Annotated in this window: 22 protein-coding genes, 1 tRNA gene and 1 other RNA gene; 9 read left to right on the top strand and 15 right to left on the bottom strand. The window is 56.4% G+C overall.

Features of this window, described 5'->3' with window-relative positions:
- Positions 1 to 8 precede the first annotated feature (8 nt).
- The 4 genes from ggt to GGE09_RS15005 all read right to left on the bottom strand — a co-directional run bounded on the left by ggt (position 9) and on the right by GGE09_RS15005 (position 6,034).
- Entirely contained in the window at positions 9 to 1,745 is a 1,737-nt protein-coding gene (gene ggt / locus GGE09_RS15020) for a gamma-glutamyltransferase (RefSeq protein WP_309746969.1), read from the bottom strand.
- Positions 1,746 to 1,868: 123 nt separating this feature from the next.
- The gene (locus GGE09_RS15015; RefSeq protein WP_309746968.1) at positions 1,869 to 3,605 is read right to left on the bottom strand and encodes a BCCT family transporter; all 1,737 of its coding nucleotides are present in this window, start codon (positions 3,603 to 3,605) and stop codon (positions 1,869 to 1,871) included.
- A gap of 391 nt (positions 3,606 to 3,996) precedes the next feature.
- Positions 3,997 to 5,409, bottom strand: coding sequence for an amidase (locus GGE09_RS15010; RefSeq protein WP_309746967.1), 1,413 nt, complete (start codon positions 5,407 to 5,409; stop codon positions 3,997 to 3,999).
- A complete protein-coding gene (locus GGE09_RS15005) occupies positions 5,396 to 6,034 on the bottom strand; it encodes an XRE family transcriptional regulator (protein WP_309746966.1) in 639 nt (212 codons plus the stop codon). The genes GGE09_RS15010 and GGE09_RS15005 overlap by 14 nt, the downstream gene beginning before the upstream one ends.
- 74 nt (positions 6,035 to 6,108) lie before the next feature.
- Between GGE09_RS15005 and GGE09_RS15000 the strand changes: the two genes are divergently transcribed.
- Genes GGE09_RS15000 through GGE09_RS14985 form a run of 4 tightly spaced genes read left to right on the top strand, consistent with a single transcriptional unit; the run spans position 6,109 to position 9,949 of the window.
- Positions 6,109 to 7,428, top strand: coding sequence for a TRAP transporter large permease (locus GGE09_RS15000; protein WP_309746965.1), 1,320 nt, complete (start codon positions 6,109 to 6,111; stop codon positions 7,426 to 7,428).
- A gap of 34 nt (positions 7,429 to 7,462) precedes the next feature.
- Positions 7,463 to 8,443 carry a TRAP transporter substrate-binding protein gene (locus GGE09_RS14995; protein ID WP_309746964.1) on the top strand — a complete coding sequence of 327 codons (981 nt, stop codon included), beginning with the start codon at positions 7,463 to 7,465 and terminating at the stop codon, positions 8,441 to 8,443.
- Entirely contained in the window at positions 8,440 to 8,976 is a 537-nt protein-coding gene (locus GGE09_RS14990; protein ID WP_309746963.1) for a TRAP transporter small permease subunit, read from the top strand. The genes GGE09_RS14995 and GGE09_RS14990 overlap by 4 nt, the downstream gene beginning before the upstream one ends.
- Positions 8,977 to 8,998: 22 nt before the next feature.
- Positions 8,999 to 9,949, top strand: coding sequence for an ornithine cyclodeaminase family protein (locus GGE09_RS14985; RefSeq protein ID WP_309746962.1), 951 nt, complete (start codon positions 8,999 to 9,001; stop codon positions 9,947 to 9,949).
- A 91-nt stretch (positions 9,950 to 10,040) separates the two neighbouring features.
- Here GGE09_RS14985 and GGE09_RS14980 read toward each other — a convergent pair.
- The 6 genes from GGE09_RS14980 to GGE09_RS14955 all read right to left on the bottom strand — a co-directional run bounded on the left by GGE09_RS14980 (position 10,041) and on the right by GGE09_RS14955 (position 16,624).
- A tRNA-Arg gene (locus GGE09_RS14980) sits at positions 10,041 to 10,117 on the bottom strand.
- 86 nt (positions 10,118 to 10,203) lie between these two features.
- Positions 10,204 to 11,805, bottom strand: coding sequence for an ABC transporter ATP-binding protein (locus GGE09_RS14975; protein ID WP_309746961.1), 1,602 nt, complete (start codon positions 11,803 to 11,805; stop codon positions 10,204 to 10,206).
- Positions 11,802 to 12,911 (bottom strand): ABC transporter permease, encoded by a 1,110-nt coding sequence (locus GGE09_RS14970; RefSeq protein WP_405048558.1) that lies wholly within the window; start codon positions 12,909 to 12,911, stop codon positions 11,802 to 11,804. Before GGE09_RS14970 ends, GGE09_RS14975 begins: the two co-directional genes overlap by 4 nt.
- Positions 12,908 to 13,987 carry a microcin C ABC transporter permease YejB gene (locus GGE09_RS14965; RefSeq protein WP_309746960.1) on the bottom strand — a complete coding sequence of 360 codons (1,080 nt, stop codon included), beginning with the start codon at positions 13,985 to 13,987 and terminating at the stop codon, positions 12,908 to 12,910. The genes GGE09_RS14970 and GGE09_RS14965 overlap by 4 nt, the downstream gene beginning before the upstream one ends.
- On the bottom strand, positions 13,988 to 15,907 hold the full coding sequence (locus GGE09_RS14960; protein WP_309746959.1) for an extracellular solute-binding protein: 1,920 nt from the start codon (positions 15,905 to 15,907) through the stop codon (positions 13,988 to 13,990).
- 198 nt (positions 15,908 to 16,105) lie between these two features.
- A complete protein-coding gene (locus GGE09_RS14955) occupies positions 16,106 to 16,624 on the bottom strand; it encodes a cytochrome c family protein (protein WP_309746958.1) in 519 nt (172 codons plus the stop codon).
- 153 nt (positions 16,625 to 16,777) lie between these two features.
- Between GGE09_RS14955 and GGE09_RS14950 the strand changes: the two genes are divergently transcribed.
- On the top strand, positions 16,778 to 17,620 hold the full coding sequence (locus GGE09_RS14950) for a prephenate dehydratase (protein ID WP_309746957.1): 843 nt from the start codon (positions 16,778 to 16,780) through the stop codon (positions 17,618 to 17,620).
- Positions 17,621 to 17,683: 63 nt separating this feature from the next.
- Here the strand turns inward: GGE09_RS14950 and GGE09_RS14945 are convergent, their stop codons facing one another.
- Complete coding sequence (locus GGE09_RS14945; RefSeq protein ID WP_309746956.1) at positions 17,684 to 18,154, bottom strand: SRPBCC family protein; 471 nt, start codon at positions 18,152 to 18,154, stop codon at positions 17,684 to 17,686.
- 48 nt (positions 18,155 to 18,202) lie between these two features.
- Positions 18,203 to 19,165, bottom strand: a complete 963-nt coding sequence (gene nudC, locus GGE09_RS14940) for an NAD(+) diphosphatase (protein ID WP_309746955.1) — start codon at positions 19,163 to 19,165, stop codon at positions 18,203 to 18,205.
- Between the two features lie 99 nt (positions 19,166 to 19,264).
- On the opposite strand from nudC, the gene ffs reads away from it, so the two are divergent.
- Positions 19,265 to 19,363, top strand: an RNA gene (gene ffs / locus GGE09_RS14935) — signal recognition particle sRNA small type.
- A 95-nt stretch (positions 19,364 to 19,458) separates the two neighbouring features.
- Here the strand turns inward: ffs and GGE09_RS14930 are convergent.
- A complete protein-coding gene (locus GGE09_RS14930) occupies positions 19,459 to 19,944 on the bottom strand; it encodes a protein phosphatase (RefSeq protein ID WP_309746954.1) in 486 nt (161 codons plus the stop codon).
- 50 nt (positions 19,945 to 19,994) lie between these two features.
- Here GGE09_RS14930 and GGE09_RS14925 point away from each other — a divergent pair, with 50 nt between their 5' ends.
- A complete protein-coding gene (locus GGE09_RS14925; protein ID WP_309746953.1) occupies positions 19,995 to 21,788 on the top strand; it encodes a DNA polymerase III subunit gamma/tau in 1,794 nt (597 codons plus the stop codon).
- A 2-nt stretch (positions 21,789 to 21,790) separates the two neighbouring features.
- On the opposite strand, the gene GGE09_RS14920 is transcribed toward GGE09_RS14925, so the two are convergent.
- Together GGE09_RS14920 and GGE09_RS14915 are read right to left on the bottom strand one after the other, a co-directional pair.
- Positions 21,791 to 22,783, bottom strand: coding sequence for a hypothetical protein (locus GGE09_RS14920; RefSeq protein ID WP_309746952.1), 993 nt, complete (start codon positions 22,781 to 22,783; stop codon positions 21,791 to 21,793).
- A 65-nt stretch (positions 22,784 to 22,848) separates the two neighbouring features.
- Positions 22,849 to 23,817, bottom strand: a complete 969-nt coding sequence (locus GGE09_RS14915; protein WP_309746951.1) for an endonuclease/exonuclease/phosphatase family protein — start codon at positions 23,815 to 23,817, stop codon at positions 22,849 to 22,851.
- A 507-nt stretch (positions 23,818 to 24,324) separates the two neighbouring features.
- Between GGE09_RS14915 and GGE09_RS14910 the strand changes: the two genes are divergently transcribed.
- The gene (locus tag GGE09_RS14910) at positions 24,325 to 24,474 is read left to right on the top strand and encodes a hypothetical protein (RefSeq protein ID WP_309746950.1); all 150 of its coding nucleotides are present in this window, start codon (positions 24,325 to 24,327) and stop codon (positions 24,472 to 24,474) included.
- Between the two features lie 492 nt (positions 24,475 to 24,966).
- Positions 24,967 to 25,923 carry an arginase gene (rocF, locus tag GGE09_RS14905; RefSeq protein ID WP_309746949.1) on the top strand — a complete coding sequence of 319 codons (957 nt, stop codon included), beginning with the start codon at positions 24,967 to 24,969 and terminating at the stop codon, positions 25,921 to 25,923.
- The last annotated feature ends 29 nt before the right edge of the window (positions 25,924 to 25,952 follow it).

Here is a 25,952-nt window from a genome sequence, read left to right as displayed (position 1 = left end):
CGATGGTGTTATTCGCCGAGAACGATGCCTTCCCGTCTGGGGTCTGCGCCGCCTTTCAGTACATCTGTGATGGCGATGCCATGCAGGCCTGATGTGATCTCGCGGCGCTTCACCTCAAATCCCATGTCGGTCAGGGGTTGGGCCAGGGGCTCTGATGCGGCGGTGTCCTCAATTTCATAGGTGCCAAAGCGATTGACCAGTCGCGGCATGGAAATGGCGGCTTGGACGTCCATGCCCCAATCCAATACGGCGATGATGGTTTGCGCGGTAAACCCGATAATGCGGCTGCCGCCCGGCGATCCGATCACCAGTACAGGTTTGCCGTCTTTTAGCACAATGGTTGGCGACATGGACGAACGGGGCCGTTTGCCCGGTTCTACACGGTTGGCGATAGGGATGCCGTCTGTGTGGCTGCGAAATGAAAAATCGGTCAGCTCATTATTCAGGATAAACCCACCCGCCATCAGGCGCGAGCCGAAGGTGTTTTCCACTGTGGTGGTCATAGACAGGGCATTGCCGTAGCTATCAACGATCGAAAAATGGCTGGTAGAAGGGAATTCGATCGCTATGTCATCCGCAAGGTTCAGCGCGTGATCAAACGTGGGATCGCCTGCGCTGACGGTTTCAAGGGCCGTGTCAGTGTCCAGCATCTTGGCGCGCTCGGCTGTGTATTTCGGATCCAGCAGGCCTTTGGTTGGGACTGGCACGAAATCACTGTCGGCCATATAGCGGCCCCGATCTGCAAAAGCGAGCCGTGAGGCATCGCCGATCAAGCGCCAGCTTTGCGGGCTTTCGGGGCCAAGGGCGGCGATGTCATAGGGTTCCAGCAGTTGCAGGATTTGCCCGACAGTCAGCCCGCCTGATGATGGTGGACCCATGCCGCAAACATCATATCCGCGGTAGCTGGCACAGGTCGGGGCGCGTTCTTTGACACGGTAAATGGCAAGATCCACAAGCGAAAGACCACCGGGGTTTCCCGTTGCCCCTTGGACGGTGGACACAATTTCCTGCGCCAGCGGGCCTGTGTAAAACACCGATGCACCGTTTTCCGTCATGGCCGTCAGGGTCTTGGCATAGGCGGGGTTTTTCAGCAGGTGGCCTGCGGGCAGCGGGGTGTCTTGGTCAAAGAAATAGGCTTTGGTTGTGGGGGCCGTGGCCAGTCGGTTCCCGTCTGCGGCTATGGAATTGGCAAGGCGGTCCGACACGGTGAACCCCTCTTGGGCGAGGGTCAGCGCGGGTTTTAAAAGGTCGCCCCAAGCTTGGTTGCCCCAGCGTTTATGGGCGGCTTCCATCAGGGCAGGGGTTGCAGGCACGCCCACAGAGCGCCCGCCGACCACAGCGTCAAAGAATTTAAGCGGCGCGCCGGTGTCGTCCTGAAACAGGGTAGGGGTGGCGGCCAAAGGGGCTGTCTCGCGTCCATCCAGTGTCGTGACAGAGCCTGTGTCGGCGTCATACCAGACCAGAAATGCCCCGCCACCAAGACCAGAGGATTGCGGTTCCACCAGACCTAGAACCGCTTGGACGGCGACCATTGCATCTGCGGCAGTGCCCCCCGCGCGCAGCACGTCAGCGCCTGCTTGAACCGCCAGCGGGTTGGCGGCGCTGATCATCCAGTTTTCGGATTGCACCGATTGGCCGGCATCCCTTGCAGCCAATGCCTGTTTGATTTCGGGCGCGTGATCCTGGGCGGCAACGGCTGTTGCCGTCAGGAACAGAGCGGTGGTGAGTTTGGTTAGGAAAGTCATGTGGCAGCCTTTCAAAAGTTTGCCCCACGATACGCAGCGGCGGGCCAGTTTCAAGGGGCGGAAACGCAAAAGGGCAACGCCGTGGTGCGGCGCTGCCCTTTGTGTTTGGTTTTGATATGCGGTTTATTCGGCAGGTTTGCCTTCCTGTACCACAACCGCCCGCTCGCTTTGCAGGCCTTTCCAGATGCAGACGCACAGCAACAACAGGACGACAGCAAAGGGCAGTCCGGTTGAAATCACCATGGATTGCAGCGATGCCAGACCGCCGACGGAAAGCAGCAGAACGATGGCAACCGCGCCTTCAAAAGTACACCAGAACACACGCTGGGGCATCGGTGCATCGACCTTGCCGCCTGCAGTAATCGTGTCAATTACCAACGAGCCAGAGTCAGACGAGGTGACAAAGAACACGATGACCAGAACGATCCCCACCAGTGAGGTGATTGCCGTCAGGGGCAGGGCCTCTAGCATGCGGAACAATTTCAGTTCCAGCGGCGCGTTTTGCACCATTTGGTAGCCGTCTTGTACAACTTGCTGGATCGCTGTGCCGCCAAAAACGCTCATCCATAGGACGCAGACAAGGGACGGGATCAACAGAACGCAGATCATGAATTCCCGCACGGTGCGGCCCCGGCTGACGCGGGCGATGAACATGCCAACGAAAGGCGACCAGCTGATCCACCACGCCCAATAAAAGGCGGTCCAGCCTTGTACAAAGTTGGTGTCTTCGCGGCCAAAGGGCATGGACAGTTGGGGCAGGTATTCGAAATAGGCCCCCAAGGCGCTGACAAACCCCGCCAGAATATCCATCGTTGGGGCGACAGCCAGAACAAACAGCACCAGCACGATGGCCAGTCCCATGTTGATTTCCGACAGGATTTTCACGCCACCATCAAGGCCGCGCAATACCGAAACCAAGGCGATCCCTGTGATGATCGTGATCAGCAATACCAGCAAGCTGCCAGAATTCGCCACGCCACTTTCGGCTGTATTGCCAAAGGACATGCCCATCAGGTTGCGGGTGCCTTCTTCGGCGACACCGCTGCCAAACAACAGGGTCAAACCACTTGCGGCTTGGGTTGCGCCAAAGCCAAGCGAGGTGGCAAGGCCGAACAGTGTGGCAAACACTGCAAGAATATCGATGATATGGCCGGTCCAGCCCCAGACACGTTCCCCGAACAGCGGGTAAAACGCGGATCGGATCGTCAGGGGCAGGCCCTTGTTATAGGAAAACAGCGCCAGCGCCAGTGCGACAACCGCATACATGGCCCAAGGGTGCAGACCCCAGTGATAGATGGTTGCAGCCATGCCCAGACGCACAGCTTCGGCTTGATCCCCCGCAGCGCCATTCAGCGGTGCCCAGTCGGTGCGCAACCCGTTTTCAAGGATTGGCCCGCCAAGAGAGCTGGAAAAATGGCTCATAGGTTCGGAAACGCCGTAGAACATCAAGCCGATGCCCATGCCAGCGGCGAACAGCATGGCGAACCAGCCGATATACCCGTAATCAGGGGTGGCATCTGCCCCGCCCAAACGCACGGACCCGATGGGCAGAACAATCAGCAGCAGGCAGAACAGCACAAAGATGTTGCCCGACAGCAAAAAGAACCAGTCAAAGTTCTTGGTGACCACACTGAACATGGTGGAAAACAGCGTCCCGGCCTGTTCGGGCAGGGCGAGTGTGTAAAAAACAAAGGCAATCACGGCCAGACCCGAGATTGCGAAAACCGGATTGTGGATGTCAAAGCCAAAGCGCCCGATGGAGCCGTCTACGTTGTTCTCCCCAATCTCGTAATTGGTATCAATAGGATGGTGTAAACCGTCCGGGTCTGGGATGCCCTGATCGTTGCTTACGTCCGTCATAGGAGTCTCCTTGGTTAAAGTTATCGTATTAGGAGACGCAATTCCTCCCGCTACATGGCAGGCAGCGGTTGGATTGCATCAAAAAACGACAATATTGTGATAATACGTGCCTAACAAATGGGCAGTAAATTCACAACAGCCGCTAGGTTTGACAGATTTTAGCAATAAATACCGCTGCGCGCCAGAAAACTGCGATTAGGCGGTGGCTGGCGGCAGTTATGGCCCGTGTGTGTTGGGATTTCGTAGGTCTGGCAGGCTGGGGCAGGCATCGCGCTGTGCCTGCAGCACTGTCGCATGAATGTCACGTTGGCCCCCCGATTGAACGGGGGACACGCTGCGGTGCGTTCTGTCGGTTGCCATTTGCAAAAGCAGGGTTCGCCTGTAACGGCTTTTAGGGTGCTACGGATTTCCAGGCAGATGCCTGTTCCATCTGTGCCGCCAGTTGCAACAGCAAACCGTCCTGCGCAAAGCCGCTGACAAGCTGCACGCCGATGGGCAACCCGTCTGCGGTCTGATGCACAGGCAGGGTGATTGCAGGCTGACCAGAGGCATTGAACGGCACGGAAAACGGGCTCATGTCCAGCACCAGATCAACGAAATCATCAAAAGGGATGTCCTGATCCAGATGCACTTTGCCAAGGGTATGGGCGGGGCCGTTGGTGGCTGCTGTCAGCAGGATATCGTATTGATCGAAAAAGCCGCTCATCTTACGAACTTCGGCGTTCACAATCGCTGCACGTTGCAAATACTGGTGCAGACCAACACCCGCCGCATAGCGCATTGTGGTCTGGGTCATGGGTTCAAACCCGTCCATCGGGCCTTGGCTGAACTCTGGCGGGAAGAACCCCGCAAGGGAGGCAACCAACAGGCGGAACGCGTTAGAACTGAGGGCGGCAAAATCGAAATCGGGGCGGGCCTCGGTTACAGTATGGCCAAGGTCGGCCAGCAATTTGGCTGTGGCTGTCACAGCGGCGGCACTGTCGGGGTCAATGGCGATGCCGTCAAAGCGATCGGTGATAAACCCGATCCGCAACGGAGCGGGTGCGCGTTTGATCAGCGCCTCAAAGCCCTCGGCGGGGGTAGGGGTAAAATAGGGGCAGCCTGCGTCCGGCCCTGCGGTGATGTCCAGCAAGGCGGCGCAATCGCGCACGCTTCGGGTGACGGCGTGTTCATGGCTCATGCCGTAGTTCGGATCGCCGCGATGGGGGCCTAATGCGTTCACACCGCGGGTCGGTTTCAGGCCGATCAAACCGTTATAGGCGGCAGGGATACGAATGGACCCTGCGCTGTCGGTGGCATGGGCGGCGGGCAGCATACCGCTGGCCACCGCAGCGCCTGCACCGCCACTGGACCCGCCAGCACTTCGCGCGTGATCCCAAGGGTTGCGGGTCACCCCCCAAGCGCGGCTTTCCGTGGTCATGGTCAGCCCGAATTCAGGCGAGGCCGTGCGCCCCAGCAACCCCAGCCCAGCCCCGCGCAGCCGCGAAACGGTAGTGGAATCAAACCCCATATCTGTACCGCGAAACTTTTCGCTGCCATTGGACAAGGGCATGCCTTTGACCGGCGCATGCAGGTCTTTCATCAGATAGGGCATACCGGTGAAGCGGTTGATTTCAGTGGTTTTATCCAGACTGTCCAAGGCGTCTTCAAAGCGGGTCAGGACCACGGCATTGATCGCCGGATTTTGGGTTTCGATTTCGCGGATCGCCGTTTGCAGAATTTCACGGCGCGAGATATCGCCTTTGGCGGCCAGTTCGGCGAGTCCCACAAGATCATGGGACAGCCATTCATCACGATTCAACATTCAAAAATTCCTTCTCCATAGAGGCACCTGATACGATGTTCAAAATAACCGCGTCCTCGTCGCTGACAGACACATAACAATGGGCCATCACCGCGTCGTAATATACGCTATCCCCCTGCTCGAGCCGGATCGGTTCATAGAGGTCGGAATGTAATTCGACCGCACCACTCAGCACGATCACCAGTTCCTCGCCAGCATGGCGGATCGGGGCTTCGAATTCGGTGACATGGCGGGCGCGCACGGTGGCGTAGGTCGCGTCGATCAGGCGGTTTTTCAGCTGGGTTGCAATGGGTTGGAACAGATAGTTCTTGGCGTCCAACTGTGGCAGATCGCCTTTGCGACAGACCGCCAGCCGCCCCGCTGGCGTGGGTTTGGGCTCCAGCGCCGAGGCCCCGTCCAGAATAGATACGATGTCGGTTCCCAAACCCTGCGCCAGTTTTAACATCACATCATAAGTCGGCGAGAGATGGGAGTTTTCGATTTTGGAAATGGTGGAAACCGCAAGGCCACAGGCCTCGGACACTTGTTGCAGGGTCAGACTTTGGGTGCGGCGCAGGTTTTGCACCATGGCACCAAAGGCCGCGCGTTTGTTTTCGAGCGCGCTGGTCGGGGCGGTTTTTGCCATTTGTTGTTTTTCCGATACGAAAATTTCTTGACATTTTTCCTATCGTAAAACCAACTGGTGCGCAAGGAGCGGATATGGGCTGGATCATTTTACTACTTTTTGCGCTGGGGGCTATCTTTTCGGGGGTGGCGATCAGCTATGTGGCTGGGGCGGCGGCGGTGCTGGCCTTTGTGCTGACCGATCATGGCGCCTATCTGGGGATTTTACCCCAGCGGATTTTCAGCCAGATTGACGTGTTTACCTTTCTGGCCATGCCCCTGTTCATTCTTGCAGGCGAGGCGATGACCAAAGGCGGTGTGACCCGCGTTTTGATTGATCTGGCCATGCTGGTGGTGGGGCGTCTGCAAGGCGGACTTGGCTATGTAAATATAGCGTCCAGCGTGTTTCTGGCGGGGATTTCAGGATCGGCTGTTGCGGATGCGGCGGCGACCACGAATACTTTGGTGCCTGCCATGGTGGACAAAGGGTATAAGGCGGATTTTGCTGCGGCGCTGACGGCGGCCAGTTGTGTGATCGGGCCGATCATTCCGCCCAGCATCGTTTTCATCTTTTACGGGGCCTTGATGAATGTGTCTGTCGCGGCTTTGTTCGCGGGGGGGATTGTGCCCGGTTTGCTGATGGCGCTGTTTCTATGTGCCTATAACTTTTACATCGCCCGCAAAGAGAATCACCCAGGCGGGGCCACGGATACCTTGCCCCCCGCAGGCCCCACAATGTTGCGCGCCCTGCCTGCGCTGCTGATCCCTGTGACCATTGTGTCGGGCATCGTGTTCGGTGTTGTCACCCCGACCGAGGCCGCAGGCATTGCCGTGGCGATCACGCTGGTTCTGGTGTTTTTCTATGCCCTGCTGGACCGTGATGGCATCGCAAAGGCGACGGGCAAAACCTTGCGCCTGACATCAGAGTCCATTGAACGCACAGTGATGCTGACAGGCTCGATCTTTATGATCCTGTTTGCAGCGGCGGTTTTCGGCTATCTTATGGGCATCCTGCGGGTGCCAGACCAGATCGCGTCACTGGTGCAAACAGCGGGTCTGAACAGCACCTCCTATTTTCTGCTGGCCAGTGGCATCATGTTTCTGGCGGGGATGGTGATGGATGTGTCCATGGCGCTGGTGCTGTTGGTGCCGGTGCTGATTCCTGCTGCAATCGCTGGTGGCGCAGACCCTGTGCATGTGGGGGTGGTCAGTTGCCTGAACCTGACGCTGGGGCTGATTTCGCCGCCATTCGGGGGCTGCTTGATGGTGATCTCAACTGCCAGCGGCGTAAATTACATGCGCCTTAGCCTTGCGATTCTGCCGTTTCTGGCGGTGCAACTGTTGTTACTGGTCTTGCTGATCCTTGTACCCGAATTAACCCTGATGCTGCCCCGCGCATTGGGACTCGTCCATTAACGAAACTAAAAATAGTCCAACTTAGGAGAACACGATGAAACATACCCTTATTGCTGCGGCCACCCTGCTTTTGACGGCGGCGCCGTCTTTTGCACAAGAAATCAAAATCGCCGTGGGCTGCCCGCCGGTGAACGCCTGTTCCGATTATGTCTACGCCGAAGATCTGGCGGCCAGCCTGAAAGAACAGGGCCTTGAGGCCAATGTTTTTGCAGGTGGTGCACTGGGCAAAGACCCCGAAGTTGTAGACCAGTTGAGCCAGGGTTTGCTGCAATTCGGTCTGACCAATTTTGTGATGATCAACGAAGTGGATAAAAACATTCTGGGCTTTCTGGCGCCCTATATGTTTGACGACATGGAACATTTCTTTCGCGCCACCCAAGATACTGACAGTGAATTGTTAACGGGTATCAAGGCATCAATGGAAGCCCAGGGCATCCGCATTGCGGGCCTGCCGGGTTTGGGCGGCACCATGGGTGTGTTCAATTCCAGCAAGCCGATCACCACAGTCGAAGACATGGCCGATCTGCGCCTGCGTGCGATTGATTCAACGCAAGTGGAACTGTTTAAAAAATGGGGTGTTCAGGGCGTTGTGGTAGACATGCCGGAATTCGCAGGTGCTGTGCAGCAGGGTATTGTAGACGGCTATTTCAACCCGCCCGTGGTGGCGTTGATCTTTCGTCACACGGAATTCCTGAAACACTACACTAACATCGGCGCAGGCACGCCGTTCCGGTCTGCTTTGATGTCGGCGGATTGGTATGCCGATCTGGATGCTGAAACCAAAGCCAAGGTGGATACCGCAGTGGATACCGCCAACACAAAGAACCGCGAATGGACCCTGAAAGCCGCTGCCAGCGAAGTGGAGGGTCTGAAAAAAGCGGGCGTGACCGTGTCTGTTTTAGCACCGGACGCTTATGCAGACCTGAAAAAGCGTAGCTCTGAAGCCTATGAGGCCTTGATGCCCGCAGGATCGGTTGACGCCTTTCGGGCCTTGGCCGAAGCGACCCGCAAATGAAGGCAATAGCCACGGCAAGCGCGGGGGTTGACCGCGCTTGTCTCTTTGGGGCGAAACTGGCGTTAGGCGGGATGGTCTTGACCGTCCTGCTGCAAATCTGGGCCCGTTACGGGTTTGATTTCCCGCTCACCTGGACCGAGGAACTGGCCCGCTATCTGATGATCTGGGCAGGCCTTCTGGGGGCCACTTGCGCGTTCAAGCGACGTCTCGACCCCACAGTTGTAGCCCCTGCTGCTGACAGCCAAGGCGTGCAAAGAATAGCTAAAATGACCTTCCTTGCGTTGACTGTTCTGATCTTTCTGATCCCGATCCTGTATTATTCATTTTATGGGCCGAATATGAACTTTGAACGGGGATTCATGTGGCGCAGCAGCAACCGCTTTTCGCCGGGGATGGGGGTGAATATGGCCATTGTGGGCAGCGTCGTTCCGTTTAGCTGTGCGACCATCCTGCTGCATCTGGCGGCGCAAATCACTGAGCGCAAGTCATCTAGCGTAAATCCAAAACCACAGACGAACGAACAGACGAATTAACAGCCGAAAGAAGCCCAGTTTAATGCCCGAGCCATTGTTCCTAAACGCGCAAGACATTGCACAAACCATCACCTTTCAAGACCTGTTCGAACCGCTGGAACGGGCAATGATTGCTGTGTCCAAAGGGGCCGCCACCCACCCCCCAAGGTTTGCCGCCCCGATTAACCCAGAGGGCCGTTTGGGGGTGATGTACGGCAGTCTTAGTGATCCCGCGATCCATGGTGCGAAAATCCTCAGCCTGTTTCCGGGCGCGCCTGCCATGGGCCTGTCCAGCCACCAGGGGTTTGTGATGCTTTTTGACAGCACCACAGGCAGCCCGCTGGTGATTTGCGATGCGGATCGGATCACCGCCTTGCGCACGGCTGCAATGTCGATGGTGGCCACAAAAGCGCTGGCCCGTCCGAATCCGAAAACCATCACCGTTTGTGGTGCCGGAGAGCAAGCCGAATGGCACACGCGCATGTCACTGTTCTGTTTTGAACAGGCAGAGGTCCGTCTGTGGGCCCGCCGCCCCGAGGCCAGCCACGCCCTTCGCGACAGATTTGGCGCGGAAAAAGAGAGGATTCTGGTGGTCGAGGACTTACCCGCAGCAATTTCCGGCGCGGACATCATCCACACCACAACCGCCGCCAAACAGGCGTTTTTGTCGGGGGCTTTGTTGGAACCGGGACAGCACATCAATCTGGCGGGGGCCAGCCTTGCCGACAGTCGTGAAATTGACAATGAAGCCGTTGCAAAAATCTGCGCCTTCACCGATTCACGCGAAAGTGCCAGCCGCGAAGCCGGAGAGTTCCTCGGTGCCCAAAAAGCGGGTGTTATCACCGCAGATTACCCACTGACTGAAATCGGAGAAGTGCTTGCTGGCACCAAAACCGGCCGTCGCAGCGATCAAGACATCACCGCCTATAAATCCCACGGCCTGATCGTTCAGGATCTGGTCACTGCCTATGAAACCTATCGACGGTACAAGTGAATTTTATCAGGCGTCCCGCAACAGTCTAAGCGACTTGGAACGCCAGCCATCAGGCGGCAAAGTAACTAGAAATACCAGTAAAAGGGGGAAGTGGCGGACCGAGGAGGATTCGAACCCCCGACCCCCTGATTCGTAGTCAGGTACTCTATCCAGCTGAGCTATCGGTCCGTGAGGGGCGGTTTAGCGGTGGGGCTGGGTGATTGCAAGGGGCAAAATGCAAGGTTTCGGGGTTAATCTGCTTTTGGGCTAAAGTGCTACAAAGCAACGCCTTCCAGGCTGGCGGCATCAAAGGCGGCGGCGATCAGGGCTTTGGCGTAATCGGTCTTGGGCGAGTCGAATATCTGCTGACCTGTGCCGGATTCCACGATGTCGCCCTGACGCATCACCAGTACCTTATGGCTAAGCGCGCGCACGACTTTCAAATCATGGCTGATGAACAGGAATGCCAGTTTATATTTCTGTTGCAGGTCACGCAGCAGGTTCACGATTTGCACTTGCACCGTCATATCCAGCGCGGATGTGGGTTCATCCAAAACCACCAGACGGGGCTTTAGGATCATGGCGCGGGCGATGGCGATGCGCTGGCGCTGACCACCGGAAAATTCATGGGGGTAGCGGTCGATGGTCGCCGGGTCCAGCCCGACCTCGACCATGATATCCTTGACCATTTGACGGGTGTCCATGCCACGGGTTGACCCGTGAACGCCCAAACCCTCGGCGATTATATGTTCAACGGTCATGCGCGGCGAAAGAGAGCCGTAGGGGTCTTGGAACACCATTTGCATATCGCGGCGAATGGGTTGCAGGGCTTTGTTTTTCAACCCTTGCACGTTTTGGCCCAGAAAGACCACGGGACCGTCCGATGAAATCAACCGCATGACCCCAAGGGCAAGGGTGGTTTTGCCCGAGCCGCTTTCGCCCACAACGCCAAGGGTCTCGCCCTCGCGGATGGAAAAGCTGGCGTCGTTCACGGCTTTGACGTGATCCACAGTGCGCCGCATCAACCCGCGTTTGACGGGAAACCAGACGCGGAAATTCTGGGTGGACAGGATTTCCGGGGCGTCCTCGGGAACGGGATCAGGGGTGCCTGTGGGTTCAGCTGCCAGCAGGGTTTTGGTGTAGCTGTGCTGGGGGTTGCCAAAAATCTCGGCTGTGGGGCCGCTTTCGACGATTTTACCGTGCTGCATGACACAGACTTTATCGGCGATTTTGCGCACGATGGTCAGGTCGTGGGTGATGAACAACATGCCCATACCCTCGGCTTTTTGCACATCGGCCAGCAGGTCTAGAATCTGCGCCTGGATCGTCACATCCAGCGCGGTTGTGGGTTCATCGGCAATCAGCAGATCAGGGCCGTTGGCCAGTGCCATGGCGATCATCACCCGCTGACGTTGGCCGCCTGACAGGGTGTGCGGGTAATCATTGAGGCGGGTTTCTGCATCACGAATTCCGACCTTGTTCAACAGATCCAAGATCCGTGTCCGCGCCGCCTTGCCTGACAGCCCTTGATGCAGGGCGAGACTTTCGGACAGTTGCTTTTCAATGGTGTGCAGCGGGTTCAGGGATGTCATCGGTTCCTGAAAGATGAAGCTGATGTCATTGCCGCGCACACGGCGCAGGGTGGGTTCATCGGCGTTAATCATTTCCGTGCCACGATAGGTGATTGACCCCGTGACCTTGGCGCTGGCGGGCAGCAGTTTGACCGACGACAGGGCGGTGACGGATTTACCCGATCCGCTTTCCCCCACAAGGGCCACGGTTTCGCCTGCGTGGACGGTAAAGCTGACATTATCCACCGCGGGGGTGTTGCTGCCAAAGGCGATGGTCAGGTTTTTGACGTTCAGGACTTGTTTCATTTGAACGTCTTTCTTGGGTCAAATGCGTCGCGGATGCCTTCAAAGACGAAGACCAACAAGGACAGCATTATGGAAATGCTGGCAAAGGCGGAAAAGGCCAGCCACGGGGCTTGGAGGTTGTTTTTAGCTTGCAGCGCCAACTCGCCCAAAGACGGATAGGTGGGGGGCAGGCCAAAGCCCAAGAAATCAAGGCCGGTCAGTGCGCCGATGGCCCCTGTAACCTGAAACGGCAGAAAGGTCAGGGTGGCGACCATGGCGTTGGGCAGCAAGTGACGGAACATGATTTTCCAATCGGTAACCCCAAGCGCACGGGCGGCGCGAACATATTCAAAGTTGCGCGCGCGCAGGAATTCGGCGCGCACTAACCCCACCAGCCCCATCCACGAAAACAGGATAATCAGCCCTGTCAGGATCAGGAAATTCATGGTGAAAATCGCCGACAGGATGATGATCACATAGAGCATCGGGGTTGAAGACCAGATTTCCAGAATACGCTGGAACACCAAATCCACCCAGCCGCCGAAATAGCCCATAACAGCCCCCGCCGCGATGCCGATGGTGGATGATACCACCACCACAATCAGCGCGAAAACGGTTGAAATGCGAAAGCCGTAGATGACCCGTGCCACCACGTCGCGGGTTTGATCGTCAGTGCCCAGCCAGTGGTTTGCATCCGGTGCGGACGGTGCGGTTTCCACGTCATAGTTGATGGTGTTGAAACTGTATTTGATCGGGGCCCAGATTAGCCAGCCCTTTTGGATCGCTTCCCCGTCAACCATGCCATCTGCGGCGTCGGCGTAGGTATCCTCGGGGGTGTCAAAACAGACCTCCAGCCCGCCGGATCGGATCAGGCAGGGGACGACGGGGTCCAGGTAATCGGCCTCGGTTTCATAATCGCCACCGAATTTTGTTTCGGGGTAGAATTGAAACGCAGGGGTGTGGAGTTCGCCCTGATAGGACACCAGCAGGGGTTTGTCATTTGCGATGAGTTCGGCAAAGAGGCACAGAATAAACACCACGCCGAAAATCCACGCAGACCAGACAGCGCGGCGGTTGGCGCGAAAGTTTGCAATGCGGCGCTGCGCGATGGAAGATTTGAAAATCATGTGTTGCGGCTTTCAAAATCAATGCGCGGATCGACGACCACATACATCAGATCGGAAATCAGCCCGACGAACAGCCCCATCAGGCCAAAGATATAAAGTGTGCCAAAGAACACCGGATAATCGCGGTTCAGCGCGGCCTCAAACCCCAGCCGACCCAGCCCATCGAGCGAGAAGACGATTTCAATGATCAGCGATGATCCGAAGAACACGCCGATAAAGGCACCCGGAAAGCCTGCGATGATGATCAGCATGGCGTTGCGGAACACATGGCCGTAAAACACGCGCCGTTCCGTCAGGCCTTTGGCCCGCGCGGTCATCACATATTGTTTGTTGATCTCATCCAGAAACGAGTTTTTGGTCAACAGCGTCAAGGTGGCAAAGGCCCCGATGGTAGATGCTGTGACAGGCAGAACGATGTGCCACAGGTAATCCATCGCCTGCGCGTACCAGCTGAGTTGGGCGAAATTGTCTGATGTCAGACCGCGCAAGGGGAACCATTGCACATAAGATCCGCCCGCAAACAGCACCAGCAGCAGGATCGCGAACAGGAAGCTGGGGATGGCATAGGCGGCGATGATGATGCCAGACGACCAAGTATCAAACCGAGACCCGTCCCTGACAGCCTTGCGAATACCAAGCGGGATGGAAATCAGATAGGCCAGTACCGTTGACCAAAGCCCCAGCGTAATCGACACGGGCATTTTTTCGAGGATCAGGTCCAGCACGGCGATGGATCGGAAATAGCTTTCGCCAAAATCAAACCTTGCGTAATTGCCCATCATCAACAGGAAACGTTCCAGCGGCGGCTTGTCGAAACCGAACTGTTTTTCCAAATCCTTGATGAAATCCTCGGGCAGGCCGCGCGCGCCTTGGTAGTTGTCATTCTGCCCGCCACTCGCCACCTCGGCACCGCCACCGGTGATCCGGTCTGTGGCGGATCCCTCTTGGGACATCTGCGCGATGATCTGTTCCACAGGGCCGCCCGGCACGAACTGGATCAGCGTGAAGTTGATAATCATGATCCCGATCAGCGTCGGAATCATCAGCAACAGTCGTCTTAGGATATACGCGCCCATTTAACGTAGCGCGCCTTTAGCTTTCAGGCTGTCCAGTTTTTCCTGATCCATCCACCACGTATCCATCACCCCGCGGCTGTATAGCGGTTTGGTGTCGGGGCGGCCAAACACATCCCAATAGGCTAGGTTGTGTTCCGGCTTGAACCAGTTCGGCACCCAGATGTGCAAGCTGCGCAAGACACGATCAAGCGCACGCACGGCGGTTTCCATTTCCGCACGGGATTTGGCCTGTGCCACCTTTACAATCAGCGCATCGACCACAGGGTTGGAAATGCCCGAGAAGTTAGAGCTGCCCGCTGAATTCGCGCCTGCGGTGCCAAAGGTGGTGGCCAGTTCTTCACCCGGAGACAAGGACATCACCAGTCGGCCCGGGATAATGTCAAAGTCGAAATCTTCCTGGCGTTGTTGGTATTGTGCCTGATCTATCAACGCGTATTTCGCATCAATGCCCAGCCGTTTCAGGTTTTCCACATAGGGGTTGATGATCCGTTCAAACGCGGGGCTGTCGTCCAGCAGTTCCAGCGACAGAACCTCACCCTTGTCATTGGTGCGCTTGCCGTTCACCACTTTCCAACCCGCATCATCCAGCAGTTTACCTGCCGCGCGCAGGGCTTTGCGGTCGGCCTGATCTATGCGGGAAATGGTCGGTGTGAAGGGCGGCTCGGTGAACAGGGTTTCAGGCAGTTGATCACGAAACGGTTCCAAAAGCGCCAGTTCTGCGCCCTGTGGCAGACCCTCGGCCTGCATGGGGGAGTTTTCCCAGAAGGAATCCGTGCGTTCATAGATGCCGTAAAACAGGGTTTTATTGGACCATTCAAAGTTGAACACCATGCCGATGGCTTGACGCACCCGCGGGTCGGCGAATTTTGCCTTGCGCATGTTGATCCAGAAACCCTGCGTGCCTGTGGGGCGGTTGTCAGGGATGCTTTCCTTGATTACCCAACCCTTGCTGAGCGCAGGAAAATCATAGCCCGTGGCCCAGATTTTTGAGAAGAATTCTTCGTGAAACAGGAACGCGCCTGCTTTGAAGGCTTCAAATGCCACTGTGCTGTCCGAGAAATATTCGTAGCGGTAGCAGTCGAAATTTCCTGTGCCCACATTGTGGGGCAGGTCTTTGGCCCAGTAATCCGCGATCTTGCAGTAAGTGATGGATTTGCCGGGTTTGATGTCTGATGCGGTATAGCCACCCGATGTGACGGGCACATCAATGGTGCTTTCGCCAAAGTCGCGGTCTTGGTAATAATGCTTCGCTAGGATGGTCAACCCGCCTGCTACGATGGGCAGATCACGGGTGTTTGCGCCTTCTTTGAAGGTGAATTTCACCCGATTGGGGGACAGGGCCTCGACCGATTCAATGTCTTTGTAGATTATCTTGTAAACGGGATGGCCCTTTTCCATCAGGATGTCGTAGGAAAAGACCACATCATCGGCGGTGATCGGAACCCCGTCGGAAAACGTCGCTTCGGGGCGCATGTTAAAGATCACCCATTGGCGGTCTGCGGGGTATTCAAGGGTTTCGGCGATATAGCCATAGGCGCTGTCGGGTTCGTCGCTGGAGCCGACCAGCAGGCTGTCATACATCATCCCCAAACCCTGTGCAGGTTCCCCTTTCAGGATAAAGGGGTTCAAGCTGTCAAAGGTGCCAGAGGCCCCTGTGCCGCGCAGGGAAATTGTGCCACCTTTCGGGGCGTCAGGGTTCACGTAATCCCAATGTTTGAAATCGGCGGGGTATTTCAATTCGCCAAAGGTGGAAATGCCATGGGATTTAGTGACAGTATCTGGGGAGGTTTCCTGCGCATTGGCCAATGTGGTCCATAGGGCCAGCAACAGGATGCTAAGGCTGGCCAGAAAAAGCGTCCGCGTCCCTGTCTGCCTGTCAGTCTGTGCCGCTGTAATTGCCCTGACCTGCGATTTACCCATTGTTCGACCCTCACTGTGAAGCACCTGTTGCCGTGCGTTATACACAGTAAATAGGTAAAATCCGCCATAGGTAAACAGCAACACGCAATAGTGTGAGGAATTGTTACGGAATAATGCCGAGCACAGTGTCGCGGTTGCTTATCACAATAAAAAAGGCCGCCCCGAAGGCGGCCTTTGAATTTCAAATCGCTGTCGCGCTTACTGAAGCGTTTGCAGATAGGCGATGACATTCGCGCGGTCTGTGGCTTTCTTCAGGCCGGCAAAGCTCATCTTTGTGCCGTTCACATAAGCGGATGGTTTGGTCAGGAAACCGTTCAGGTGTTCAACAGTCCAGTCGCCCCCATGGGACGCCATCGCGCTGGAAAATTCAAATCCGGCTTCTGTACCAATCGCACGGCCCACAACGGCGTGCAGGGTCGGGCCTGTGCTGTTCGCGCCAGCTTCGACTTTGTGACAGGCTTTACACTTTGAAAAGACTTTCGCGCCTTTTTCTGCGTCAGCCGATGCCATCAGTTCTTCGATGGTGACTTCGGGTTCGTCGCTGGTCGCGTCGGATGCTTCGGCTACTTCGATTGGATAGCCTGATGTGTGTTCACCGTCGCCATGTTCACTGGCACCGACGTGATACAGGGAATCACCAGCCCAGCCTAAAAGAAGAAAAACGAGCAAAGCACCACATGCGCCGCCTACAATCTTGGTTGTTTCCATTGTGTCCATGGTTTTACCTACCTTGAGGAGCGGGAGGGGACTCCCGCACATTCTTTTCCGCGCCTCTTCTAGCGCCTTCCCCTATCCACTTGCAAGGTGTACAAGCCGCGACGAAACGCCCTTGGGCCGGAAAAATGATGCTTTTCAGGGAGTAATTGCAAAATGGTACGAAAAGCAGGCAAAATTGCCTTTCAAGGAGAGTTGGGTGCCTATTCCCATCAGGCCTGTCAAGCGGTCTATCCAAAGGCCGAGGCTGTGGCCTGTAAGACCTTTGAAAGCGCTATTGCGACAGTAAAACGCGGCGATGCGGATGTGGCGATGCTGCCGGTGGAAAATTCCACCTACGGGCGGGTTGCGGATATTCACTATCTGTTGCCGGAAAGCGGGCTGCACATCATCGGGGAACATTTTGAGCGGGTGCATATCAATTTAATGGGTGTGCCCGGGGCCAAGCTGGAGGACGTGAAATCCGCCAAAAGCCATACGGTCCTGCTGGGCCAGTGCCGCAAGTTCCTCAAGGAACACAAACTGACCCCGATAACCGGCGCAGATACCGCAGGGGCGGCTAAAGATATCGCAGCGCTGGGCGACAAAAGCCAAGGGGCGCTGGCAGGCGATCTGGCGGGGGAAATCTACGGCCTAGAGGTTCTGGCCCATCACATTGAGGACAACCAGAACAACACCACACGCTTTTTGATCATGTCCCCCGAACCGGTGGAAACGCCGCAATCTGACGAGGAACTGATCACCACATTTGTGTTCCGCGTGCGGAACATTCCTGCGGCTTTGTACAAAGCCATGGGCGGGTTTGCCACCAACGGGGTCAATATGGTCAAGCTGGAAAGCTATATGATCGGCGGCTCGTTCACTGCGACGCAGTTTTATGCGGATATTGTCGGCCACCCCGATGATGCACCCGTGCGCCGTGCGCTGGATGAATTGGGCTATTTCACAACCCATCTGGAAATTCTGGGGGTCTATGCCGCAGATCGCTCGCGCGGGTAAACCGCGCGGGGGTAGGGCGTTAGATCAGCGCAACAGCCCAAAAACACCACGCAAAGCGGCGCCTTAGCGGGCCGCTTTGTTGTAGTTGTTTTCAATATAATTCGCATAGGTCCAAAAGCGATGGTTGTACTTGCGGTTCATACTGCTTTTCGCCAGTTTCGCAGATTGCAGGATCAACCGCGCGGAAATGCTTTTGGGGGTCAGGACGGTGGTCACTTTGATGCGCGATTGTTTGCGCGTCAGGGCCATAGCCTCCATGCTGGCGGTTGCTTCGATGCCAGAAGCGATCACAATGAATTTCAACAGGTTATCGGGGCGATATTCTGTCAGTTGGATGTCAAACTTGCGCTTCTTGCCGCGAAAATCACCGTCAATGCTCCATCGCAGGCCCGCGCCTTTTTGGGTCAGCTGGTCCGTACGTTTGACGTCCGCGCCAATCCGCATGGCATAAGACTCGTAGCTGTCAAAGTCTGACAGTTGCTGGAACACAAAGTCTAAAGGCGCATTGACGTCTTGGACACTGGAAAACTGCATGGGGTTCTGCCTGTTTATAGTTTTTGCGGTTTCTCGAATCGATGGGCGTCAATCTAATGTGTCTGACAGCCAGTTGTGAATTAGAAAATGGGCGATCGAGCCTTTACGTGCAGGTTTAAGGTTCGGATTTTCACCATGTGTTGCTGCAAAGACCTCTTCGCGGGTGAACCAACGGGCGTCTTCTATCTCTTTGGGATCAATGATGATTTCGGTGTTTTCAGCTTCGGCAGCGCAGCCGATCATCAGGCTGGATGGAAAGGGCCAAGGCTGTGACGACAGGTAGCGTACGGCCCCAAGGCGGATGCCGCTTTCCTCGAAGACTTCGCGCCGTGCGGCGGCTTCCATGGTTTCGCCGGGTTCCATAAACCCCGCCAGCAGGGAGTACATGCCGTCCGGCCAGCCATGAGAACGCCCCATCAGGACCGAATTTCCCTTTGTTGCCAGCACGATAACCACCGGATCAGTGCGCGGAAAATGAGAGGCTTTGCAGCTGGGGCAATCCCGCTGCCAGCCCGCCTGCGCCAGTTCCGAGCGTGCCCCGCATTTCGCGCAATGTTTGTGATGACGGTGCCATTCAAACATGCCCCGCGCGGTTGCGGCCAGCTCTGCGTCCCGTGGCGACATTTTGGCCATGATTCCCCGCAGCTCGGTAAAAACCTGACTGTCTTCAAAGCCGGGGTAGTGATTTTGCGATGGATCAAAGAAATTCGCCAGCGCCGCGGCGTCCAGTGCCGGGTCTTTCCAAGGGGAAACATCATGGGCGAACAGGGCAGTGCCGTCGTCCTCGACACCAAGGAAAATCGTTGGGTCGGTGGCTTCGGATAGAACAGGGTGATCGGGGTTTAGACGCATCAACTGTTTGGTTTTGAAGTCAAAAAGTGGTTTTCCCCGCCAGAGGGCAATGGCCTGACCTGCAACGCGCAGCTGTTCCAGTTTGTCGGCATCCCCGCGATGTTCAGCGGTGCGGTTTAGGCCAGAGCCCCCGAAAGTAACCTGTTCTGCGTTCAACATAGTGCGTCCCGTTCTTTGTTTGCGGGTTTTGTGGCATGGCAGACAAAGGGTTGCAATCGTGACCTTGGCAAACGAGGGAATAGACCCTATATAGCCGTTCGAGAGGTTGGCGCGGGCAAGCGCCTCGCCAACCCGGCCAGGTCCGGAAGGAAGCAACCGTAACGAGCCCCGTTTGGGTCGATGTCCAGCCTCTCACCTTTCCCTCCCCCCGATTTGTCCAGTTCCTTTTACCTTGACAGTTCCGCCAGTAGGGGCGGTTTTTCAGGTATTTATGCTCGAAAGAAGCTGTAGGGTCAGAGCGCGCGGCTGGCCCATTTTTGTTGTTCGGCGGTTTCCACGGCATGGGGGCGTATGGCGCGGATTCGGCTGAGGGCGTCTTTGGGGGGATAGCCCAGTTCGACCATAATGCGCATCACCGCCATGCCAGAGCGCCCTTGACCACCGTAACAATGGGCCAGCACGCGGCCACCGTTTTGCAGGATGTCGCGGGCGGTTTGGCTGGCGTTGGCCCAGTTAGCGGCGGTTTCGCCGTCAGGTGCGCCAAAGTCGGGGATTGGCAGGTGCAGCCATTTGGTGCCTGCATCCTGCAATCTGGTCGGCAGGTCACTGGCTTTGGCGTGGTGCAACTCTTCGGTTGTGGTCATGGTCAGAACCAGATCGGGGTTCCAGCGCAGCAGGGTATTGAGGTCGGCGTCAAATCTGCCGCCCCGCCCGGGGATCGGCGCAATCGCCAGAGTTCCGCTGGAAAGGGGGATTGGGTATATGGCGAAGTCGGGCATGATGCTTTAGGGTTTATCTGGGATACGAATCTAACGGGTGCAGGCAGTTTATGACGCAAGAGGCAAAAACAGGCTATCAGGTTCTGGCGCGAAAGTATCGCCCTGCCACCTTTGAAGATCTGATTGGTCAGGATGCCATGGTGCGCACCCTGAAAAACGCCTTTGCCGCGGACCGGATTGCCCATGCCTTTGTACTGACGGGGATTCGCGGCACGGGTAAAACCACCACGGCGCGGATTGTGGCCAAGGGGATGAATTGCATTGGTCCATACGGGCAGGGCGGGCCGACAACCGAGCCCTGCGGTGTGTGTGATATGTGTGTTTCAATTTCCGAAGGGCGTCATGTTGATGTGATGGAAATGGACGCCGCATCCAACACTGGCGTGGCGAATATCCGCGAGATTATCGACAGTGTGCATTACCGTGCGGCCTCGGCGCGGTTCAAGATTTACATCATCGACGAGGTGCACATGCTGTCAAACGGGGCGTTTAACGCACTGTTGAAGACGCTGGAAGAACCCCCCGAGCATGTGAAATTCATCTTTGCCACCACGGAAATTCGTAAAATTCCGGTTACGGTTCTTAGCCGTTGCCAGCGGTTCGATCTGCGCCGGATTGAACCCGAAGTGATGATCACCCATCTGGAAAAAATCGCCGGGCTGGAAGATGCACAGGTGGCCGATGATGCGCTGGCGCTGATTGCGCGGGCGGCAGAAGGGTCTGTTCGGGATGCCATGTCGCTGCTGGATCAGGCGATTGCCCACGGGGTCGGGGAAACCAGCGCGGATCAGGTGCGGGCCATGTTGGGGCTGGCGGATCGCGGGCGGGTGTTGGACCTGTTTGATCTGATCATGAAAGGCGATGCAGCGGGCGCTTTGAACGAATTGTCGGGGCAATATGCCGAAGGGGCTGATCCCCTTGCGGTGCTGCGCGATCTGGCTGAAGTGACCCATTGGGTATCGGTTATCAAGATTTCCCCAGAAGCCGCGGATGACCCGACTGTTTCGCCCGATGAACGCACGCGCGGCATCACAGCGGCAGAGGCCCTGCCCATGCGGGCGCTGACCCGTATGTGGCAGATGTTGTTGAAAGCATTAGAAGAAGTCTCTGCTGCGCCAAACGGGATGATGGCGGCAGAGATGGCGATTATTCGTTTGACCCATGTGTCCGAACTGCCCAGCCCCGAGGAATTGGTCCGTCGGTTACACGCCAATCCGCCGCAACTGCCAAGCGGTGGTGGCGGCAGTGGTGGTGGGGACGGCCCACCGATGCCAGGTGGCGCCGTGTCCCAAGGTGGGAATATGGGTGGAAGTATGGGTGGGGGAGCACCTTCGGGTGGGCCTGTTGCAATGATCGCGGGGGGCGGCGCGGTGCATGCGGGGCAGCCTGACAGTGCGCAAGCATTGGCGCGGTTTGTGCGATTCGATCAGGTGGTCGATCTGATCCGTGCACGGCGCGACATGAAGTTGCTGGTTGAAGTGGAACACCATCTAAGGCTGGCCAAATACACTCCCGGTCGGATTGAATTCCAACCCACGGATGATGCGCCAGCGGATCTTGCCTCGCGTTTGGCGTCACGCTTGCAGACATGGACAGGTGTGCGCTGGGGTGTTTCGGTTGTGTCGACAGGCGGGGCTGAAACGGTCACCGAACAAAAAGCCGCCCATCGCAGTGATTTGCAAGGACGTGCCTTGCAGCATCCGCTGGTGGTTGCCGCAATGGCGCGGTTTCCGGGGTCAGAAATCCGCGATATTCGTTCGCTTGAAGACATCACCGCTGATCCAGAGGACGAACTGGAAGCGCAAATGCTGGAAGACGACTGGGACCCGTTTGAGGACGATTAATCCTAGCTTGATTTCCAACGGGTAATGATCTGTTCTACGATCGGGTTCGGGGCCATGTGGCTGACGATTTCAACGTCAAGGCCGCTGAATTCGACTTGGAGCAGAGCGCGCAACAGGGCTTGGACGATCCATTCCCGATCATTCCCAAAAGCACCGCCGCCCAGCAGGGTGAGGTAGGTTTTGCGGTTTCCCGTGGTTTGTGCGTTGATTACGGCGGCCCGCAAAGTTGCCTCATATGCGGCCTCTAGCACCAGTGTGGCGATGGGCTGCCAGAGTGGTTTTGACCCTTCTCCATAGGCGACAGGCATTGCGCTGCAATAGATTTGCGTGACGCAGTGGCCTCCCGCTGGCAGGGTGACTTCGGTGTGGGATTGCACGCCGATTTGCAGCAGTCCGCGAAGGTGATCCAGTTGTTCTGGCGATTTTGCGGCCAGCACTGTGTTCAGTCGAATGAAACCGTCGTCGGTGGGCAGCGCGTAGCCGTTTTTCATTTCCCAGTAGCGGTGTGTGGAATTGTCCAGCGCCTTTGCCAGCGCGCTAAGGCAGTCAATTTGACGATGTTCGGTCTGACCAGAACTGCCGCCAACGGGTGCGAAATAGTTGCGATAAATCGTGCCAGCGCCGCAAGCGATGGCACAGGCGGGGCCTTGGGTATGGTCGTTTTCGTAAATCCCGACACCCTGTTCAGGTGTGACGTTGGGCGCGACCATTTCAAGAAGGTTAAACTGCGAGGCGACCTGAAACACCGCCCCTGCATTGCTTGGATCAAGGTGCAAATCCTGCACATCTGCAACTCTTTCGCGCAGGGTCGTCCTTGGCCCATTCGGTACGGCGTGCGCGCGCAGGTCTTGCAACTGGGGCAGGGTCAGGGTGCCGATCTGCGGGCGATTTAACGCGTGTTTTGAAACCAGCCGCGCCCCTTGCACGGAGAGCCCGCGCGCCACGTTTTGGGGCGTTTCAGGGGCAATGCCTGTGAGATCGGAAAACCATGTCATACTGGGAGTGTACTGTTCCAGAAAAACAACGCAATTGGCATGTTATTAAACGTTTGTGGATTGCGTTAAGGGTCGATGAACAGTGTCGCCATCATGGGGAAATGATCAGAGCCAACGTTCGGACCGCGGCCAAAAGACACCAGTCTGGCACCTTTGGTCACATACATCTGATCAATCGGAAAGCGCAGCAGCGGATGGGTGGCGTCAAAGCTGGAAAAGAAACCCCGCCCGACCCGGGGATCCGAAAATTGCCCCCTCTTTTTCACCATCTTGGACGTGCGCGACCAAGCCACATCATTGAAGTCGCCCATGCAGACCACCGGTCGATTCAGTTTGTGTGCTATGGTGGCCGAGGTGTGGATTTGCTCGTCCCGATCCGTGGTGTCCACACCTGGCACAGGGGGGCGTGGGTGCAGGCCGATAAAGCTGAAATCCGCGCCATTTGGGGCGATTAGTCTGGCCACAGCGGTGGGGGTGTCGTCATCGCTGAAGTGCTTGAAATCAAAGGCCACGACTTCAAGATTTGTGGCAAAAATCATCCCGTAATGATCCTCTCTCGGGGAGGATTTCACGGTTTTAAAGGTGGCAAGCGCGGTTTCTAGTGCGGCATCCCATGACCTGTCAGTCTCCATCAAAAGCAGGATTTCCGGTTTTTTGCTTAGGATCAGGTCGGAAATTTTGCTGGGATCTTCGTTTTCTTTTAACACATTTGCGGCAAGGATCAGGAAGCTGGCATTTTCAGGAGGGGTCGGGTCTAGGGTGATTTCTGTGGGATAAAGCGGCGTGTAGGGCAGGATCTTAGTTGTTTGGAAAGCTAAGAACCCCGCGCTGATGATTGTGATCCACAAATATGCAGGTGGTGTAAACCAAAGCGCCAAGCCGCAGCAGACGACGCATAGGACAGCGATATGGACGCGGGGAAAATCCCAGCAGCGAATCCACCATGCCTCGGTTCGGGTAAAGGGCATGAGGGTTGTGAAGGCTAAAAGAAAGAATAACAGCCAGATAAAGGAATTGAGGAAAATATCCAACATTTCAGGCCCCTGCGGCAGCTGTAGCGGTGCGTTTGTAGGAAATATCTAATCTAGGTCCGCGCCTTTGGGAAGGCTGGTTCTAGAAAAACGCAGACTGTAGCGGCATGGCGATGGTCAGTCTGCCGTCGACAGTTTTGTATTGCCCGTTGATAATCACCGCTTGGGTCGAGACAAGCTGAAGCACCGTATCGGCGAGGTCTTGGGCTTGGCCAAAGCGGCCTGAAGGGTGCAGGCAAAGGCGTCTTTTTGTGCGGCCTCGGGGGCTTGGGTGGCTATGGTCTAGCCGGGGTTTGAGGGCGCTGCAGCAAATCTTAGAGCCGTGATCCACTGCGATAAATCGGGTCGGCCTGTGAACGAAGGATTTGGCCTGTTGTCGTCCTGACGGCCAGCGCGATCTATGCGGCCCATCTAATGGCGTGCAACGTGTTGTTAGGGGGCGGGTCAACTAAGATATTAAAGAAGCCGCAATCATGTCGGTAGGGCACTTGCACGCAACAAATGTTTTTGATGGAATTACCCAACGCCTTGTCGCAAATCATGGTTGGCGTGAACCAGTGCCTGATGCCGGCCTATACATCCGGCCTATACATGGTGATCATCGCCGCTGTAATTGGAACCACGCCGCAGTGGTTGGAACCACATGGCGGCTTCATCTAAATCCCTTTGGGCCATTCGCTTGGCTTGTAATCAAAATGCGCCCCGCTGTCTAAGCAACGCGAAACCCTTTGCGAAGAAGGACGGCGGGGCGGCTTCTTTGTCGACGGTCATCGGCTCCTCAGCCTGTACCGCGCTTTGGATTAAACGCTAAAATCGTTTCTTTTGAGTTAAAATACCTGAAATCCAACGCCACCAAAGCCACAACGCCCCAAAATACTCGGTTTAACAGAGTGTTTACTTGAAAGCCTATTCCTATATAGAGACCTCAGGAACAGCGATTGCGTGCACGGCATGGGCGTTGGTTCCCGACGGGGGATGGCCCTCGACCATGAGCGAAGACGGGATGACACGGGCTGTTAATACAGCTGCTGAAGCCTCTCTCCAGAACCGCCGCCCACAAGATGGGGGGTAAATCGGATCAGATGTTTGCGGCCCTGACGAACCAGTCGGGAGAGCGGGGCATCTAGAACACGTTTATGAAAGGACCATTTTATGGAAAGCAAATCGTGTATTTTGATCGGCGCGCCAGTGGATTCAGGCAAGCGCCGTCAGGGATGTTTGATGGGGCCGGACGCCTATCGGGTGGCTGGCTTGGCCAAAACCCTTGGCGAGTTGGGCTTTGAAGTCGAAGACCGTGGCAATGTGCCAATGGGGCCAGTTGAACCCGCCCACAGCAGCAACCCCGAGGTCTATGCGCTTGGCGAAACAATCGCTTGGACAAAATCCCTGTCACAGGCGGCACAATCCGCTATGGCGGATGGAATGCCGATTTTTATGGGGGGTGATCACAGCCTGTCCCTTGGTACGGTTTCAGGGGTGGCAAATTATGCACAGGCGCAGGATCGGCCTTTGTTTGTGCTGTGGCTTGATGCCCATTCGGATTATCATTCCCCATTGACCACCGCGTCAGGCAATTTGCACGGCACGCCCGTGGCTTATGTGTGCGGGCGCGACGGGTTTGACGGCTTTCCCGAATTGAAGGCGCCTGTCCCCACGGATCAGGTTTGCATGATCGGCCTGCGCTCTGTTGACGGGGCAGAAAAGGCAGAACTGGCCCGCCAGAAATTTATCCTGCACGACATGCGCGCCATTGACGAAAACGGGATTGCCCCCTTGCTGCGTGGGTTCTTGCAAAAAGTTGCGGATCAGAACGGGCTTCTGCATGTCAGTCTGGACGTGGATTTCCTTGACCCGTCGATTGCGCCCGCTGTGGGCACCACTGTGCCGGGCGGTGCCACGTTTCGTGAGGCCCATCTGGTAATGGAGATGCTTTGTGACAGTGGCTTGCTGAGTTCGCTTGATCTGGTGGAACTGAACCCGATTCTGGACGAGCGGGGCAAAACCGCCAGTCTGATGGTGGATCTTGTGGCCAGCCTGATGGGGCGGCGGGTGTTTGATCGCCCCACCGAAAGTTTCTCTGGTCTGGACACAGGTCCGGGTGTGCATTGAGGACTCCGCTATGATTTTGAACACCACAG

This window comes from Roseobacter sp. N2S (assembly GCF_031454055.1).
In the GTDB taxonomy this organism is placed as follows: Bacteria; Pseudomonadota; Alphaproteobacteria; order Rhodobacterales; family Rhodobacteraceae; genus Amylibacter.
This window is presented reverse-complemented; position numbering and strand designations above follow the sequence as displayed.